Below are 16955 nucleotides of genomic sequence, written 5' to 3'. Positions count from 1 at the left end.
TACATTTTTCCAATATTGAAGTGAAATTGCAAATTATCGATTGCGTTCCCATCGTCTTAAATAAGGGTAAGGGTCATAAGCCCATTCATTTTTTCCGTTATCTTTATACATTCCATAATGTAAGTGGGGAGGAAACTTGCCTGAAGTTCCTTTTTTACCATAACCTGAAGAACCTACATAGCCAATTACATCTCCTGGTTTAACAATACTTCCTTCTTCTAAACCTTTTTCAAAACCGTTTAAATGTGCATAATAGTGATAAATATTGTACATATCACGAATACCCACTCGCCAGCCGCCGAATCGGTTCCAACCTTTAATTTCAACGATTCCATATGAAGTACTTCGGACAGGTGTACCGTAACCTGCGAAGATATCTGTGCCTTCATGAATTCGTCTGCCGCCATAGCCTCGTGTATCACCCCAAGTAGAACGATAACTATAGTTGTTCCACTTAGGAATTGGAAAAGCTCTTTCACTTAAATTTGTTGTCTTAAAATGATTGAATAGTGTAGCAATCTCTAAAATTATTTGAGCGGCTTTTTCTCGTTCGTAATAAGCAGTAATCGCCGATTCCAGGTCGTCATTAGAGGAGATTTTTTGCTTAATTTCCATAGCAAACGTATATAAAACATCTTCATCATTCGTTGGATCTGCAATGCCGTCACCGTCCCCATCTTTTCCTATTCCTCCGAAGAGGTTCAATGTGTTTTCTTGTTGTTGATGATTAGGATCAGCAGGTAATACGCCATACCATTGTTCATAAGGGATTTGTATACCTGTTATTCTATCTTCATTCGTTTTCTTAATGTTTCGTTCATATTGGTCAATTGCTGCTAGAATATACCACGGAACTTGAGTTAATGTTTCTGTTTTTTCATAAAGAGATTTTCGTAATGTATAATCATCAATCTCTTTTGTTTCTTCTGCTGACATAAATATTGATTGAGTCATTGATACAATGAATAGAGCAATTAAGACTGTAATTAGTCTATGTAGACGATTCATGATAAAATCTCCTTTAGAAATGAGTACTTGATTAATATACTGTTCATTTATGCTAAAAAAATGTAAGCTTTAGATTAGGAAAATATGGTACAATGTTATGTATTAGAGGTGATGATAGTGGAACTTTTAGGACAAAGTTATGAACTCGTCCATAATCATAAAGAAGCCTTTCAGGAAGAGGCCATTGAAGAACGGTTTAGTGATATTCTAGTGAAGTATGATTATATCGTTGGCGATTGGGGTTTTGGTCAACTTCGTTTAAAAGGATTCTACGATGATCAAAATCAAAAAGCAACGTTTGATACTAAAATTTCAACTTTAGAAGATTACTTATATGAATACTGTAATTTTGGATGTGCATTTTTTGTAATGAAGCGAATTGACAAATAAAAATGAAGAATGACCTGAGATTACAGGTCATTCTTTTTCATCATTTGTTATACCTTCATCATTGGGGAAATCTTGAGGTTCGTGAGCACCTGGATACGCTCTTGGAATATCTGCATGTAATTCTTTATTTTCATAATTAAAAGCTGAATGGTGTCGTTTAGATTCTTTATTTGGATAAGGCTTTAAAGGACGGTCAGCATTAAAGGGACTGCCATAATTACCATCAGGGAATTCCTCAGGGACTTGATAATTGTCTTGAACCTCAACTGGTGTAAAATCGTCTTGCTGGTCTTTGATTCTTCGACTTTTCTTCATTAAAAAACCTCCCGTACCATTAGTTTGTACAGGAGGCTTCAACTTATTCTAGAACATCTTTTAAGAACTCATAAATCTCATCAGATTCATACTCATTGACATTAAAGGCGTGAGCTAGATATTCACTGTCTTCAATTTTGTGTTTACTTATTCTTGTATATCTTGTTCCTTGTTGGTCCATTAAAATCACTTCGCCTTTTTCCTTCAGAGTTTCGCTGGATATTATAGCTAAGTCATATCGGCGAGTATCAGTATTAACACTTACATATCGAATTTCAGCTGGTTCTTTTTCATCAGATAATATGTGGATGTTCATTAAAGATCCTCCTACAACTATTTGTCCATATTTTAGCAAATTTAAATGCGCATGTCATAAAATAACTAATTTATCAGTACGTTACAAGAAAGAAATATGATAAGATTACTAACTGAAGAGATAATATAAAATGAATTAGGAGTGTTGATCATGTATTTCGTTGACCGAGAGCACATTGAAAATACTTTACTATATATGAATGGTTTATTAGAAACATACGAGCAAAAGAAGAGTGTCTCATTTTTAGAAAAATTGGGGATTGAGCGTCTGGCACAGATGGTTGTTGAGTCGATTATTGATGTCGGCAATATGATGATTGACGGCTTTATTATGCGTGACCCAGGCAGTTATGATGACATTATAGATATTTTAGTTGATGAAGAGGTTATACCAAAAGAAGATGAGCAGGCATACAAAGATACAATTGCTCTTCGTAAGATGTTGGTTCGTGAATACACAAATATTAATCATGATGAAATTGAAGAAATCTTATCTCAACACGTCTCAACGCTTGAGAAGTTTCGACCTTATGTTCTTGATTACCTGGAAAAAGAGATGGGACCAGTCACAACCTTTAAAAAACGTGAGGAGTAATTGTGTTGAAAAAATATGAAGCTTATCTAATTGATTTAGATGGAACCATGTACCGTGGTAAATCACCTATTCCTGAGGCTAAGTCATTTATCGAAGAGCTAAAGGCCCAAGGTATACCATTTATGTTTGTGACAAATAATTCTTCTAGAACGCCAGAAGATACCCAAATTAAATTAAAGCAATTTGGAATTGAGTCAGAAGTTCATCAAATCATGACAGCATCGTTGGCAACTGCCAGTTATTTAATAGAAGAAAAGCCTGATGCTACAGCTTATGTAATTGGTGAAAAGGGATTAACTACTGCTTTAGAAGATAAAGGCGTACAACTTGTAGAAGACCATCCAGATTATGTGGTAGTAGGGATTGATCGCCATAATACATACAAGAAAATAAGACAAGCATGCCTTCATGTACAAAATGGGGCTAAATTAATTGCAACAAACCCTGATATTAAAGTTCCTACTGAAAAAGGAATGGTTCCTGGAAATGGGGCGTTCGTTAATCTCATTGAGAATGTCACTGGTATGACGCCCGAAATTATTGGTAAACCAACAGGTCACATGTTACAAATTGCATTAGAGCAATTAGGAGTAGAACCTGAGGATGCAATAATGGTTGGCGATAACTATTTAACGGATATTCAAGCAGGGATTCGTGCTGAAATGGATACACTTCATGTGCATACTGGGGTCACTTCAAAAGATGAATTGATGCAATATGCCGTTCAACCAACTTATTCGATTGAAACATTGGCTGATTGGGTATTTTAGTATTAAACAATAAAGGAGCTTCTAAGTTAATTAGAGGCTCCTTTTCAAAAACTATTAATCATCTACAGTATCAATATCATTATCATCTTGACTATGAGCTAACCGGCTTGATGCAGCTGCAGCAATAGCTCCAACAATATCATCTAAAAATGTATGGCAACCATTTCGCTTGTCATTTAGAAATTCAAGTATGCCTGGTTTTACCTTGTCAATATATCCAAAATTAGTTAAGCCAATTGACCCATAAACATTCACAATAGATAGAGCAATGACTTCATCAATTCCATATAAACCTTGATCTTGCTCAACAATCTGCTGTAGTGGTTCTTCCAACTGATTTTTTTCGGCTAATTTATCAAATTGAATTCCAGTCAAAATCGCATTTTGAACTTCTCGTTTTTGAAGTACCTTTTTAACATTTGATAAACATTCATCTAAAGATAATTCATCTACATAATCTTTTTGTAAAAAGTAGACGAGATCAGCTATTTTGTCTAATTGGACACCACGTTCTTGTAAAGATTCTAATGCTCTAAGTTCTAAATCACTCATAAACGATACACCTTCTCTGTTTTGTTTTTTATATTTTACTTCATTTAAAAGATATTATAAAGATAATTCTTTAGGAGGGTTTATATGAAGAAAAAAATATATGTCACTCGTCAATTACCCGAATCTGTATTATCTAAACTAAGGGATCAATTTGAAGTTGACATGTGGACAAAGGAAGACCAACCTATTCCAAAAGATATTTTATTGGAAAAAGTAAAAGGTGTTCATGGTTTACTCACGATGTTAACAGAACAAATCGATTCTGAAGTTTTTGGTAAGGCTAAAAACCTTGAAGTTGTAGCAAATTTGGCTGTAGGCTATGATAATATCGACCTTGAGGCAGCTAAGAAGTATGATGTAACTGTAACAAATACGCCAGAAGTATTAAATGAAACGACAGCAGATTTAACATTTGCCTTATTATTAGCCACAGCTCGTCGGATTCCAGAAGGTGTAGATTATATTAAAGAAAATAAATGGGAGACATGGTCACCTTTACTGCTTGCTGGTTCTGATGTTCACCATAAAACGATTGGAATCGTTGGGATGGGTAATATAGGAGAAGCGGTAGCAAAACGAGCAACAGGTTTTGAAATGAACATTTTATATTACAATCGTTCGCGTAAAGAAAAAGCTGAAGACCGCTTAGGTGCAAAATATGTTTCCTTTGATTATTTATTAAATGAGTCTGATTTTGTTGTTTGTATGACCCCTCTAACTGACGAAACAAAAGGAATGTTTGATGCTGAAGCGTTTAGTAAAATGAAAAACTCTGCCATTTTTATAAATACTTCTCGTGGTGGCGTAGTGAATGAGGATGACCTTTATGAGTCATTGAAAACGAAAGATATCCATGCTGCAGGGTTGGATGTTTTTAGAGATGAACCTATTCATCGTAACCACCCGCTATTAGAATTAGACAATGTGATGGCACTACCTCATATTGGATCATCCAGTGTGGAGACAAGAATAAAGATGATGGAGTTAGCAGTAGATAATATTGAGCGAGTACTCAAAGGAGAGAAACCTAAAACACCTGTTAAATGAAAAAACTATGTTAGAGTTAATTGTTGATTCTCCGAATCGCTACAGGCGGACGCTTTCCGCGGGCACGGCCTCAACTTCCCAAAACTCACTGCCGTTCGTTTTGCGTGATTTTCGGCTCGTGCTTTTCCCGGAGGAGTCGCCGCCTTTCGCTTTTCGTAGATAAGTATCATCCTACATCTTGTACTTTTTATTTTACAACATCAAATCAAAATAAAAAGGAGCAATGACACCTTCTTGCATTGCTCCTTGATTATTATGGTGAATTAAAAAATTTGTTCTACTTCTTGGACACCAGGTACTTCTGCGCGTAAGGCACGTTCAATTCCAGCTTTTAATGTAATCGCTGAACTCGGGCAATTCCCACATGCACCTTTTAATCGTAAAAGCACAATACCGTCGTCGTCTACATCGACAAGCTCAACGTCACCGCCATCACGAAGTAAAAAAGGGCGTAGTTTACCAATGACTTCTTGTACTTGTTCAAACATCGTTCATCTTCCCCTTTCATGTAACTATATTATATCACGAATTCGTATTTTTTCTAACCGTTTTATAACAAATTATTGAGAATCATTATCATTGTAACTTTATTTTATTCTCGTGTAAAATGAAACTAACTGATGAATTTACTTTAGGAGGAAAACCATGGGGAATAACGTAGAGTTAGTTGTTTATGGAGCAGAAGTGTTATGCCCAAGCTGTGTGAATTTGCCAAGTTCAAAGGAGCAATATGAATGGTTGCAAGCTGCTATTGGACGTAAGTTTGGTGAAGAGGGCGTCACGTTTAAATACATTGATATTTATAATCCGCCTGCAGAAGAGCCTTATAAGGATTTTGCAGAACGAGTTATTGAAGAAGATATGTTTTACCCTGTTGTCTTAATTGATGAAGAAATCGTTGGAGAAGGAAATCCTCGATTAAAAACAGTTTATAAAGCTTTGGAAAGTAGAGGGTTGGAACCTCAAGGATAATTTGAGATCCAGGGTTCACACAACGTTAGATTAAGGAGTGTCACAATTGAACCCAATCGTAGAGTTTTGTATCAATAATCTGATGAGTGGATCTCAAGAAGTTTTTGATAAGTTATCAAGGGATCCAGATTTAGATGTTGTGGAATTAGGGTGTACAAGTCACTGCGCGTTATGTTCAATGACTTTGTTTGCACTTGTTGAAGGTGTCTGTGTAACAGCTGAGTCACCGGAACAGTTATTAAATAATATTTATAAGCAATTAGAAGAAGAGGAACCATCAATATAGGGAGAATAAAGATGAATATACCTTATACAAAGATGCATGGTTTAGGTAACAGTTATATTTATATAGATGGCTACCAGACCAATTTATCTGAAAGTGAATTGCCTAAATTAGCTCAGGCTGTTTCAAATGTGAATACAGGAATCGGTTCTGACGGGCTGATTTTAATGTTGCCATCTCAGGTTGCTGATGTCCGTATGAGAATTTTTAATAAAGATGGTTCAGAAGCGATGAATTGTGGAAATGGGCTTCGATGTGTTGCTAAATTGGCATATGATTTAGGTTATGTTACAAAAAAGCAATTTAAGATAGAAGCAAAATCAGGTGTGGTTGAGGCAGAAGTGGAGTTAGTAGGAGATGCTGTCAACCAAGTTACAGTTGATATGGGTAAACCTGAACTCAATAGAAGCAAGATTCCAATGCTGACTTTAAGTGGTGATGGAGATGAGAAAGTCATTAATGAACCATTTTTAGTTGGTGAAGAAAATTTACATGTAACGGCTGTTTCGATGGGAAACCCACATATTATCTTTTATGTGGATGATATAGGAGAAGCTCCAATCCATTCGGTAGGTCCAAAGGTTACAAATGACCCGCGATTTCCTGAGGGAGTCAATGTAGAATTTGTAGAAGTTTTAAATCAAAAAGAGATAAATTTCCGTGTATGGGAAAGAGGGTCTGGTATTACTCAGGCTTGTGGAACAGGTGCATGTGCAGCAGTAGTTTCGTCAGTATTAAATAATTTTGTCGAGCGGAATCAAGAAGTTATTGTCCATTTAGATGGGGGAGATTTAATAATTTCTTGGGTTCATAGTGGTCATGTCATGATGAAAGGACCAGCTGTGACGATTACAAAAGGTGAATTTTACTGGCAAGGTGTTTGATGCATGAGGTTTTGATTTGTATAATTAGGTTAAGGAGGTTATGTCGTATGGCAATCCAAATAACAGATCAGGCAAAATATCAAATTCAAGAGATGTTAAAAGCGGAGTCCGCTGATCAAGTATATCTGCGCTTTGGTGTAAAAGGTGGAGGTTGTAGTGGTCTCTCATATAAATTAGGCTTCGATTATGAAGTGAAAGAAACAGATGAGCTATATGAAGACTATGATTTTCCAGTTGTTATAGCTAAAATGGACCGTCCTATTGTTGAAGGTACAACCATTGATTTTAAAGAGAACATGATGGGTGGAGGCTTCACAATCGATAATCCTAATGCGATTGTTTCTTGTGGTTGTGGCTCTTCATTTAAAGCGAAGGATCGAGAAGGGACACCGGAAAATTGTTAATAAGAAAAGCCACGTCATTGACGTGGCTTTTTTAACTTATGCTTGTCCACTTGCTTCTTGATGAGTATGGTTTTCAATAGAACGTTTTTTAAAGTGTGCAAGAGTTAATATTAGCGCAACAACTAATATTTCAAATCCATATTTCACAAAATCATTTGTAAAATATGTGTGTACGAATGGTTCGCCAACAATCATTTTAGAGGCTGTCCATGCTAATACACCACCACCAATTGTCACGATAATTGGATATTTATCCATTAATTTTAGAACTAATTGACTTCCCCAAACGATAATAGGCACTGATATTAATAATCCAATAACGACAAGTAAGAAATCTCCATGAGCCGCTCCAGCCACTGCAAGAACATTGTCCAGCCCCATCATTGCATCTGCAATAACAATAGTTTTAATCGCAGCTGCCAAGCTGTTACCTGCTTTGATATCAGGATCCTCATCTTCAGTGAGTAGTTTATATGCAATCCAAAGGAGCACAATACCACCGATTAGTAATAGTCCAGGTATCTTAAGTAACCAAACAACTAATAATGTCGCAGTTGCTCGAATGGCAATAGCCCCGACAGTTCCCCAAACAATAGCCTTCTTCTGGTGTTCTTTAGGAAGGTTTCTAGCGGCCAGTGCAATAACGACTGCGTTATCACCAGCTAAAACTAAATCAATCATAATGATTGCTAACAATGCTGTGAAAAATTCAACAGTAAATAGGTCCATAACTACACTCCTTAATAAATTGGAATATTATGTAACAAAAAAGACCTTTGCCTACCTATCCTAAGGTAAGCAAAGGTCTCGCTAACAAGTAATTGCCAATAACGCCGAGGGTTTCTCCCTGAAATGACGACGATTATTGTAAAAGCTACTCCCCTTTGTATAACTATCAAAATATTATACAAAAACTGTGAAGAAGTCAATATTATTTATCTTCAAACACCTTCATAGAAGTTGAGTGTTTAGGCTGTACTCTTGAATTCGGATCGATACGAACTTTAGCATTATTAACAGCTGTTGGGCCTTCGCCAAATCCTGAAGCAATGAGTTTAACTTTACCAGGATAAGTACAAATATCTCCAGCTGCATAGATGCCTTCAATGTTTGTTTCACTTTTAGTGTTAACCACAATGCTGTTTTTCTCGAGTTCAAGTCCCCAATCTTTAATTGGGCCAAGAGATGAAATGAAACCATAGTTTACAATAACATCGTCCACATCGACTTCAACAATTTCTTCAGATTTTACTTTTTGAAGAACAACTTTATTAATCTCTTCTTCGCCTTGAAGTTCATATGGAACATATGGTGTTAAAATTTCTACAGAAGAATCTTTTAATTGTTCAACACTATGTTCGTGTGCACGGAATTGATCTCTACGGTGAACAAGTGTCACTTTTTCCGCAATTGGTTCTAGCATTAAAGACCAGTCTACGGCTGAGTCACCGCCACCACAAACAAGTACTTTCTTATCTCTAAAGGCTTCAAGATCTTTAATATAATAATGAAGGTTTGTACTTTCGTACTTTTCTGCACCTTCTACCTTAATGCGACGAGGTTCAAAAGCACCATTACCTGCAGTAATAATAATAGATTTTGTATAGAAAGTGTCTTTATCGGTCGTAAGTTTAAACAAGTTTTCCTCAATCTTTTCTACCTCTTGAACAGCATGGTCAAGTGTAATTTCAGGATTGAAGGGTTTCACTTGGTTATATAAATTATCGACTAATTCTTGAGCACGGACTTTCGGAAATCCGGCAACGTCGTAAATGTATTTTTCTGGATATAAAGCAGATAATTGACCACCGATGTGAGGAAGGCTTTCAATGATTTGTACATCAGCTTGTCGTAAGCCGCCGTAAAACGCTGTGAAAAGACCAACCGGGCCGGCGCCAATGATCGTTATGTCTCTAACATGATCACTCATATATATTCCTCCACCTTTTATGAATTTCAATTTACACCATTGAACATTATAACATTATACAGGTATTTATGATAACTTTTTTATCCATCAATTATCTGAAATGTTTGGAAATAAGGTGAGGGTTGAAAATGTATAAAAAAAGTTCTATGATTGAATTTAGATAATGTTTAACGAAATTATGACAATTTTTTATCTTTATCTGTGAAAAAAATCACAAAGTGGATATTGTTAACGTTTCTTTATTTTAAAATTTTTTAAAGATGGAAGGGATTAGAATGAACAGACCAAACATTGTCATTTTGGGTGCAGGTTATGGTGGAATCATGACTGCTGTAAACCTTCAGAAGAAATTTTCTGCTGAAGATGCACATATCACTTTAGTCAATAAGCATGATTACCACTATCAAACAACTTGGTTACATGAAAATGCAGCCGGTACTTTACATCATGATCGTACACGTATTTCAATTAAAGATGTGATTGATTTTAACAAAATCAATTTCGTACAAGACACCGTTCAATCTATTGACCCGAAAAGTAAGACAGTCAAACTTGAAGATGACGAGTTATCTTATGACTATCTTGTAATCGGTTTAGGATTCGAGTCGGCAACATTTGGAATTGAAGGCTTGAAAGAACATGCTTTCTCAATTCAAAACATTAATAGTGCACGTTTAATTCGTGACCACATTGAGTACAATTTTGCTCAGTACAACCTTGAAAAAGGAGAGCGTCAAGACTTAATTACAATTGTAGTCGGTGGTGCTGGTTTCACAGGTATTGAGTTTGTAGCTGAATTAGCTAATCGTATTCCTGAACTTTGCCAGGAGTATGATGTACCACGTGAAAAAGTACGTTTACTAAACGTTGAAGCGGGTCCAACGGCATTAGCAGGTTTTGATCCTGAACTTGTTGAATATGCTATGAACCGTTTAGAAGAAAAAGGTGTTGAGTTCAGACTTGGCACAATGATTAAAAAGGTCAATGAAGACGGCATTGTTGTTGAGAAAGACGATGAGCAAGAAGAAATTAGTACGAAGAATGTTATTTGGGCTGCTGGTGTAACTGGTAATTCAATCGTCCAAGAATCTGGTTTTGAAGTGAACCGTGGTCGTGTTCCAGTTCGTGATGATTTACGAACTCCAGACTATGATAATGTATTTGTTGTAGGTGACTGTGCGGTAATTATGAACCCTGAAACGGAACGTCCTTACCCACCAACTGCACAAATTGCTATTCAAATGGCTGATACTGTAGCACATAACTTAAAACAGTTATTAAGCGGCAGCGACAAATTTGAAAGCTTTAAACCTCATATTCAAGGTACAGTGGCTTCACTAGGCCACACAGATGCAATTGGCGTTGTCTTTGATGATAAGAAGCTATATGGTCGTTCTGCTTCTGTAATGAAAAAGGCAATAGACAATCGTTATTTAATGAAACTTGGCGGCTTAGGCTTAGTTCTTAAAAAAGGTAAATTAGATATGTATCACTAAAATATTTAACGAGAAGCAAAGGCATCAGTCTTTGCTTTTCTTTTATTTTAAGATACAATATTGGAGTGAAATTAGAGATATAAAGGTAGGGGACAAGTAGTGGGCTTTTTATTTGGTTTTGTATTGTCGTTGTTGTTCTTTATATTGTTTTTTGGTATAGCATTTATTATAAACATGCTATTAAGAGCATCCTGGTTAATGGCGATTGTTTTTCCAATCATTGTTATTTTGATTATTGATGATATATCAATCTGGAGTTATTTCACTTCTCCAGTCTCAGCGCTTTCACATTTGCAGGAACGCTTTGTGAACTTAGAGACGTTTGATGTGATTGTCTTAATATCTGGTTTTCTAGGAACCTTAGTTGCTGGATATGTGATTAAACTATTACGTAAAAAAGGTTATCAAATGTTTTAAATTTTCAGTTAAATGTATAAAAGTTTCTTAATCTGGTTACGCTCTTTGACAAAGAGGTGTTTAAAATGCGTAATCAATTAAGGAACTTTTTCTTTTTGATTTTGTTAATGACTAGCATTGCAGCACTGTTGTTATCAATCAACATGTTTATGACAGCAGATGTGAATACACCATCTAAACAATCGAAGAATCACGATGAACTCCAAGTATCTTTAACTCATAAATCCTATGAATGGGAAGAGGAACTACTTGAAGAAGATGGGGAAGAAGTAGTAGCAGTGCAAGGTGAAAGCGCTGATGAAGATGAAGCTGAAAATATTGAATTGGCTTCTATGTCAGCAGAGGTAGCTTTTAAGCAGTATCCAGTTAAAACAGTCGTAGCAACTGGGTATACAGCTGGTTATGAGTCTACTGGGAAAACAAAAGACCACCCTTTATATGGGGTGACGTTCTCAGGATTGAAAGTACAGCGAGACACACTTTCAACCATTGCGGCGGACCCAAGGGTATTCCCGCTAGGAACAGTAATGTATGTACCTAACTATGGGTATGGAATTGTTATGGATACCGGTGGCGCGATTAAAGGTAATAAAATAGATTTGTATTATGAAACAGTTGAAGATGTTTACAATGAATGGGGTAAACGTACAACAGAAGTATACGTTATTGAAAAGGGTAATGGATCTGTTACTAAGGCGGATATCGCTTTCTGGGAAGGACAAGTTGGTTCAGAAGTGATGCCAGTATTTAATAAATAATAAACAAAAGCAGTTGCGATTTTGTTCGCAGCTGCTTTTGTATTGATTGATAAAATTTCGAAAAAGGCAAATAAATTTTTAAAATGAGCAAATAAAATTTTTGAAAAAGCAAATATAAATAGGGAATAAGCAAATTTAAATTAATGAATAAAAAATAATAGCGATTAAAATTCCAGTAATAGCCCCAAAGAAAACTTCAATAGGCTGATGACCTAATAATTCTTTTAGTTCACGTTGCTTTTCTTGTTCTTCTTTCTCCTGCCAACTTTTAGCTTCGTCCACAAAACGTTGAAAATCTTTAACTAATTGATTTAATAGAGTGGCGTGTTGGCCCGCATGTCTTCGGATTCCTGTTGCATCATACATCACAATAATACTTAAAACGCATGAGATCGCAAAGAAAGGAGAATCAAGACCATGCTCAATACCTACAGATGTTGTTAGCGCTGCAACTGCCGCCGAGTGACTACTAGGCATGCCGCCAGTACTAAAAGCTAAAGAGGCATTAAGTTTTTTCTCAGCAATAAAATAAATCGGTATTTTAACTACTTGTGCGAAAATAACTGCAAATAGTGCAAGGAATAAAGGAGTATTATTGAGAACATCCATTTTGTCTGCCACCTTTAAAAGTTATTTACTATTCAGATAGGTTCATTCTACATTATTTTAATGCTTAACGAAAATATAATATGATCTAATTTCGCATTCTCGATAATCTTTGTTAATATTGAAAGTACTAAACTTGGAGGTGGCATAATGTTTAAGGCAGTCAATCAAACTGTGACACAAGCAGAAACCGAAGCAATGGTCGTAGGAATTTACGAAGAAAATAAAGAAGAACAAACGATTTATCAAACGTTAAATGAATCGTTTGATTATCAAATGGATGATTTAGTTAAGAGTGGAGATATTAGCAACAGTTATGGTGCAGTCTCAAAAGTACATACACTTGGTAAAATAAATGCTAAACGAATTTACTTTATTGGTTTAGGCAAAAAAGACGAATTGGATGTAAACCGATTCCGAAAAGCCATGGGTAAAGTATTGAAGCAAGTGAACAAGGACCAAATTGAAGCAGCAACATTATCAACTGAAAGTCTTACTGAAGACTTAACATTTGTCGAAGCAATTGGCGAAGCGTTTGCGATGGCTAATTATCAATTACAAACGTACCACACGTCGAGAAAGCCTGAGACATATTTAACAAAGCTCGACTTGCTGACAGATAATGAAGAGTTAGTAAAGGCCCTTCAAGTAGGTTATGCATTGGGACAGGGTGCTAATACGACTCGTCATTTAGTAAACATGCCAGGTAACTTGTTGACGGCTGTTGATTTAGCAGCATTTGCTGAAAACATTGCGAACAAACATGGTATGGAAATTGAAGTATTTGAGAAAGAGCAAATTGAAGAAATGGGCATGGGTGCGTTATTAGCAGTCAACCAGGGGTCAAAAGAGCCACCACGTTTTATAGCCATGAAATATCAAGGGAAAAGCGAATGGGTGGATCCTGTTGCATTAGTCGGTAAAGGGATTACTTTTGATACGGGTGGTTATTCCATTAAAGGTAAAGAAGGTATCATTGGCATGAAAATGGATATGGGTGGCGCAGCATCTGTGTTAGGAGCCATGGATGCCATTGGTCAGATAAAGCCAGAAGAAAATGTTATGTGCTTAATCCCATCTACAGATAATATGATTAGCGGAGCTGCATTTAAGCCAGATGATGTTATTGTGTCAATGAGCGGTAAAACGATTGAAGTACGAAACACAGATGCTGAAGGTCGTTTAGCATTAGCTGATGCCATTACATATGCTAAACAGCAAGGTGCAGCTAAAATTATTGATGTAGCTACACTAACAGGTGGAGTAGTCGTTGCATTAGGTGATGAAATGACTGGTGCCATGACGAATAATGGTGAATGGTTCGATGAAGTCTATGAAGCTTCGGAACAAACTGGAGAATTAATCTGGGAGCTTCCTTATCATGATGTGTTTAAAGAGAAGGTTCGCACGAGTCACATTGCAGATTTGAATAATTCGCCTGGACGTAAAGGGCATGCCGTGCTTGCAGGGTGCTTTGTAGGTGAATTTGTAGAAGATACACCGTGGGTACACTTAGATATTGCCGGAACAGCTATGACTGAATCTGAGCACGATTTAGGACCAAAAGGACCAACAGGTGTGATGGCAAGAACATTAGCGAAAGTTATTACTGGATAAAGGCAAATCCCCAGCTCATTGGCTGGGGATTTACTTTTACTCTATAATTAAATGTGGGTTGTGGGACTAAGATCTTGTCGTTGCTAAAGATGGAACCGCTTTTGTTAGTCTTGTTATAAATTGAGGTAAGACCACTGCTGCAGCCATTGTAATAATGAAATCTTTAATAAAGAATGGAATCATGATTTGGAAAGCTGTCACTAATGACATGCTTGTTTCCATTACATAATTTAAAGATAAATACATAAAAGGTGTTCCGATTAGATAATTAGTCATGAGTCCAACAAAGGTAGCGATTAAGTATGTTTTAATTGATTCCTCACTCTTTTCAACAATTAAACCAACAAAAAACGCAACAAAAACAAATGAAATTAAAAATCCACCTGTTGGTCTAATGAAATGGATCACACCTGCAGATAAGTCAGCAAAAACTGGTATTCCTACTGCACCAACTGCTAAATATGCTACCATTGAAAAGGCACCTAACTTCTTACCTAATAATAGACCAGCTAAAATCGCAAAAAATGTTTGCAATGTCAGTGGTACCCCGCTTACTTTTAATAAAGGAAACCAAGTAGCTATATTTGCACCAATCGCCATTAAAACAACAAAAATAGCAGCAAAAGCTAATTTGAAACTCAAATTATTCATTTCTCTCTCTCCTTTCTGAAAATTATAATAGACAAAACAGAAGGGATTGTCAACTTAATTTTCATCAAGGTGAACAATATTTTTATAAAAAAACCTCTCATTATTTAAAATGAGAGGTTTAACTATTATTGCGTAATGCTAGCTTCAAGTGCAACTTCAATCATATCGTTGAATGTAGTTTGACGCTCTTCAGCTGTTGTTTCTTCACCTGTTAGAATGTGATCACTTACTGTTAAAACTGATAAAGCATTACGATTAAATTTAGCTGCTAAAGTATACAATGCAGTTGTTTCCATTTCAACAGCTAATACATTGTAATCAGCAAGTTGTTGGAATAGATCCATCGCGTTGTCACGGTAGAAGCTATCACTTGTGAAGACGTTACCTACACGTAGGTTTAATCCTTTATCTTCACCAACTTCGTAAGCTTTCTTAAGTAAATTGAAATCCGCACCAGGTGCATAGTCAATACCGCCAAACACCATACGGTTCATTTGAGAGTCAGTAGTAGATGTTTGAGCTAAAATAACATCACGAACTTTAACATCTTTTTGTAATGCACCACAAGAACCTACACGGATCAGGTTTTGTACGTCATATTCTTGAATTAATTCATTAACATAAATAGAGATGCTCGGTACACCCATGCCAGTACCTTGCACAGAAATACGTTTGCCTTTATATGTACCTGTGTAACCGTACATGCCACGTACTTCGTTGTAGCAAGTTACATCCTCTAAAAATGTGTCAGCAATATATTTTGCGCGAAGTGGGTCACCTGGAAGTAAAATCGTATCAGCGATGTCACCTTTTTTCGCACCGATATGTGTACTCATTTAATTTCCTCCTTCAATCATGTTTACCTCACTAAACTACCATAATTTATAGGGCTTAACAATTTAAAAGGGTTTAGTTAATTAATTCAATAAATTCGCACAATATAAACGGATTTAACAAATTTTTATTGATATTTATGTAAAACATTCGTTACGCTTAATTTGTTTCCGTCGGGGTCTTTAAAACCAAATCCGCCCATTCCGTTTTCGGGGTGAACATTCAGAGGACCTACCTCAACATCTTGTTCAGTTAACCAATAACGAAAGTCTTCGAGTGATTCTGTATAAAAATCAATGACCGTGTGTTCAACATCTGAATTCGTATTATGGAAAGAGACACCTTCAATTTTGTCAGTTTCAACTAAGAAAATGGTAGGCACACCTTTCTTATTAAAACTGAGCATGGCATTTTTCTCACCTTCAAATATAACTTCTACTTCCAATACTTTTGTGTAAAATTTTATAGAATTTTTTAGATTAGATACTGGTATCTCAACTGTTCCAATGTGTGATATAAAACTAGACATAATAACATCCCCTTGAAAATATTGTTAATAACTGAATTCTACAAAATACATTATAATCCTTCTAAAAGTTAGTTGTTGCTTCTCGACAAATAATAAAAAACGGGTTCTAAGTCAAATGTTGGGGTGAGCGAACGCTCACTCCTAATTTATGCGACTCGAACTGCTACATTTTTATATTGATGGTGTAATAACACCTTTAATCTAAAACGATCAAACCGTTTAAATCCAAATGCGTTTCGTTTAATGACTTTGGTCTGGTTATTTATCCCTTCAACATACCCATTGTGTAAGTTGAAAGCGAAGCTGTTCATAATTTCTTTTTGCCAATTTTGAAAGGTCGATATCGACCTTTCAAATTCAATTATTCCTGAAGTTTTAACGAGATCATAATATTGATATAACTTCTCTTTAATTAACTTTAGATGCTTAGTTCCAAGAGCCTTTGCTTCTTCGAACCACGTTCGATACTCTTCTTTTAATTGATAAGCTTTTCTCAAATAATCAGATTTACTTAAGTAGTGTTCTAAGTACCACCGTTGCTTCTCAGACAAGTTCTCCTGATGCTTATAAAACACATGTCTC

Annotated in this window: 25 protein-coding genes; 12 read left to right on the top strand and 13 right to left on the bottom strand. The window is 36.0% G+C overall.

Features of this window, described 5'->3' with window-relative positions:
* Window positions 1-33: 33 nt before the first annotated feature.
* On the bottom strand, window positions 34-1008 hold the full coding sequence (locus E3U55_RS01785; RefSeq protein ID WP_134338614.1) for a M23 family metallopeptidase: 975 nt from the start codon (window positions 1006-1008) through the stop codon (window positions 34-36).
* 111 nt (window positions 1009-1119) lie between these two features.
* Between E3U55_RS01785 and E3U55_RS01780 the strand changes: the two genes are divergently transcribed.
* Window positions 1120-1398 carry a YutD family protein gene (locus E3U55_RS01780; protein WP_134338842.1) on the top strand — a complete coding sequence of 93 codons (279 nt, stop codon included), beginning with the start codon at window positions 1120-1122 and terminating at the stop codon, window positions 1396-1398.
* Window positions 1399-1425: 27 nt separating this feature from the next.
* Here the strand turns inward: E3U55_RS01780 and E3U55_RS01775 are convergent, their stop codons facing one another.
* Both E3U55_RS01775 and E3U55_RS01770 read right to left on the bottom strand, forming a co-directional pair.
* Window positions 1426-1713, bottom strand: coding sequence for a cytosolic protein (locus tag E3U55_RS01775; protein WP_134338613.1), 288 nt, complete (start codon window positions 1711-1713; stop codon window positions 1426-1428).
* Window positions 1714-1756: 43 nt separating this feature from the next.
* The gene (locus E3U55_RS01770) at window positions 1757-2029 is read right to left on the bottom strand and encodes an SAV0927 family protein (protein ID WP_134338612.1); all 273 of its coding nucleotides are present in this window, start codon (window positions 2027-2029) and stop codon (window positions 1757-1759) included.
* A 150-nt stretch (window positions 2030-2179) separates the two neighbouring features.
* Between E3U55_RS01770 and hepT the strand changes: the two genes are divergently transcribed.
* A complete protein-coding gene (gene hepT / locus E3U55_RS01765; protein ID WP_134338611.1) occupies window positions 2180-2623 on the top strand; it encodes a type VII toxin-antitoxin system HepT family RNase toxin in 444 nt (147 codons plus the stop codon).
* Between the two features lie 5 nt (window positions 2624-2628).
* Entirely contained in the window at window positions 2629-3393 is a 765-nt protein-coding gene (locus tag E3U55_RS01760) for a TIGR01457 family HAD-type hydrolase (protein WP_134338610.1), read from the top strand.
* 54 nt (window positions 3394-3447) lie between these two features.
* On the opposite strand, the gene E3U55_RS01755 is transcribed toward E3U55_RS01760, so the two are convergent.
* Window positions 3448-3945: a phosphatidylglycerophosphatase A family protein gene (locus E3U55_RS01755; protein WP_134338609.1), complete on the bottom strand. Its 498-nt coding sequence runs from the start codon at window positions 3943-3945 to the stop codon at window positions 3448-3450.
* 84 nt (window positions 3946-4029) lie between these two features.
* On the opposite strand from E3U55_RS01755, the gene E3U55_RS01750 reads away from it, so the two are divergent.
* Window positions 4030-4992: a 2-hydroxyacid dehydrogenase gene (locus tag E3U55_RS01750; protein WP_134338608.1), complete on the top strand. Its 963-nt coding sequence runs from the start codon at window positions 4030-4032 to the stop codon at window positions 4990-4992.
* Window positions 4993-5255: 263 nt separating this feature from the next.
* Here E3U55_RS01750 and E3U55_RS01745 read toward each other — a convergent pair whose 3' ends face one another.
* Complete coding sequence (locus E3U55_RS01745) at window positions 5256-5480, bottom strand: NifU family protein (protein WP_134338607.1); 225 nt, start codon at window positions 5478-5480, stop codon at window positions 5256-5258.
* A 157-nt stretch (window positions 5481-5637) separates the two neighbouring features.
* Here E3U55_RS01745 and E3U55_RS01740 point away from each other — a divergent pair, with 157 nt between their 5' ends.
* From E3U55_RS01740 to E3U55_RS01725, 4 genes are read left to right on the top strand one after another with little or no spacing between them, the layout of a single operon-like run.
* A complete protein-coding gene (locus E3U55_RS01740) occupies window positions 5638-5964 on the top strand; it encodes a YuzD family protein (protein ID WP_134338606.1) in 327 nt (108 codons plus the stop codon).
* Window positions 5965-6010: 46 nt separating this feature from the next.
* On the top strand, window positions 6011-6250 hold the full coding sequence (locus E3U55_RS01735; protein ID WP_134338605.1) for a DUF1450 domain-containing protein: 240 nt from the start codon (window positions 6011-6013) through the stop codon (window positions 6248-6250).
* Window positions 6251-6261: 11 nt separating this feature from the next.
* Window positions 6262-7131 (top strand): diaminopimelate epimerase, encoded by an 870-nt coding sequence (dapF, locus tag E3U55_RS01730; protein ID WP_134338604.1) that lies wholly within the window; start codon window positions 6262-6264, stop codon window positions 7129-7131.
* 47 nt (window positions 7132-7178) lie between these two features.
* Window positions 7179-7535 carry a HesB/IscA family protein gene (locus E3U55_RS01725; RefSeq protein ID WP_134338603.1) on the top strand — a complete coding sequence of 119 codons (357 nt, stop codon included), beginning with the start codon at window positions 7179-7181 and terminating at the stop codon, window positions 7533-7535.
* Window positions 7536-7571: 36 nt separating this feature from the next.
* On the opposite strand, the gene E3U55_RS01720 is transcribed toward E3U55_RS01725, so the two are convergent.
* The 3 genes from E3U55_RS01720 to E3U55_RS17925 all read right to left on the bottom strand — a co-directional run bounded on the left by E3U55_RS01720 (window position 7572) and on the right by E3U55_RS17925 (window position 9658).
* Window positions 7572-8264, bottom strand: coding sequence for a TerC family protein (locus E3U55_RS01720; RefSeq protein ID WP_134338602.1), 693 nt, complete (start codon window positions 8262-8264; stop codon window positions 7572-7574).
* Between the two features lie 202 nt (window positions 8265-8466).
* Window positions 8467-9465 (bottom strand): NAD(P)/FAD-dependent oxidoreductase, encoded by a 999-nt coding sequence (locus E3U55_RS01715; protein ID WP_134338601.1) that lies wholly within the window; start codon window positions 9463-9465, stop codon window positions 8467-8469.
* Window positions 9466-9556: 91 nt separating this feature from the next.
* A complete protein-coding gene (locus tag E3U55_RS17925) occupies window positions 9557-9658 on the bottom strand; it encodes a hypothetical protein (RefSeq protein WP_407644091.1) in 102 nt (33 codons plus the stop codon).
* Between the two features lie 82 nt (window positions 9659-9740).
* Between E3U55_RS17925 and E3U55_RS01710 the strand changes: the two genes are divergently transcribed.
* The 3 genes from E3U55_RS01710 (at window position 9741) to E3U55_RS01700 (ending at window position 12136) form a co-directional block, all read left to right on the top strand.
* Entirely contained in the window at window positions 9741-10961 is a 1221-nt protein-coding gene (locus tag E3U55_RS01710) for an NAD(P)/FAD-dependent oxidoreductase (RefSeq protein ID WP_134338600.1), read from the top strand.
* 99 nt (window positions 10962-11060) lie between these two features.
* Window positions 11061-11378, top strand: a complete 318-nt coding sequence (locus E3U55_RS01705; RefSeq protein WP_134338599.1) for a YuiB family protein — start codon at window positions 11061-11063, stop codon at window positions 11376-11378.
* A 65-nt stretch (window positions 11379-11443) separates the two neighbouring features.
* Entirely contained in the window at window positions 11444-12136 is a 693-nt protein-coding gene (locus tag E3U55_RS01700) for a 3D domain-containing protein (RefSeq protein ID WP_228547443.1), read from the top strand.
* A gap of 135 nt (window positions 12137-12271) precedes the next feature.
* Here E3U55_RS01700 and E3U55_RS01695 read toward each other — a convergent pair whose 3' ends face one another.
* Window positions 12272-12745 carry a divergent PAP2 family protein gene (locus tag E3U55_RS01695; RefSeq protein ID WP_134338598.1) on the bottom strand — a complete coding sequence of 158 codons (474 nt, stop codon included), beginning with the start codon at window positions 12743-12745 and terminating at the stop codon, window positions 12272-12274.
* A 147-nt stretch (window positions 12746-12892) separates the two neighbouring features.
* On the opposite strand from E3U55_RS01695, the gene E3U55_RS01690 reads away from it, so the two are divergent.
* On the top strand, window positions 12893-14359 hold the full coding sequence (locus E3U55_RS01690; protein ID WP_134338597.1) for a leucyl aminopeptidase: 1467 nt from the start codon (window positions 12893-12895) through the stop codon (window positions 14357-14359).
* 66 nt (window positions 14360-14425) lie between these two features.
* Here E3U55_RS01690 and E3U55_RS01685 read toward each other — a convergent pair whose 3' ends face one another.
* From E3U55_RS01685 to E3U55_RS01670, 4 genes are all read right to left on the bottom strand, one after another.
* Window positions 14426-15010 (bottom strand): biotin transporter BioY, encoded by a 585-nt coding sequence (locus E3U55_RS01685; protein WP_134338596.1) that lies wholly within the window; start codon window positions 15008-15010, stop codon window positions 14426-14428.
* 125 nt (window positions 15011-15135) lie between these two features.
* Window positions 15136-15846: a purine-nucleoside phosphorylase gene (deoD, locus tag E3U55_RS01680; RefSeq protein WP_134338595.1), complete on the bottom strand. Its 711-nt coding sequence runs from the start codon at window positions 15844-15846 to the stop codon at window positions 15136-15138.
* Between the two features lie 125 nt (window positions 15847-15971).
* Window positions 15972-16373: a VOC family protein gene (locus tag E3U55_RS01675; protein ID WP_134338594.1), complete on the bottom strand. Its 402-nt coding sequence runs from the start codon at window positions 16371-16373 to the stop codon at window positions 15972-15974.
* Window positions 16374-16519: 146 nt separating this feature from the next.
* A partial coding sequence (locus E3U55_RS01670; RefSeq protein WP_194840789.1) for a transposase occupies window positions 16520-16955 on the bottom strand: 436 nt, incomplete at its 5' end.

Origin of the sequence: Filobacillus milosensis (genome assembly GCF_004402015.1) — a bacterium.
In the GTDB taxonomy this organism is placed as follows: Bacteria; Bacillota; Bacilli; order Bacillales; family Alkalibacillaceae; genus Filobacillus; species Filobacillus milosensis.
Note: the sequence above shows the minus strand (reverse complement) of the source record. Positions and strands in the feature narration are given on the sequence as shown.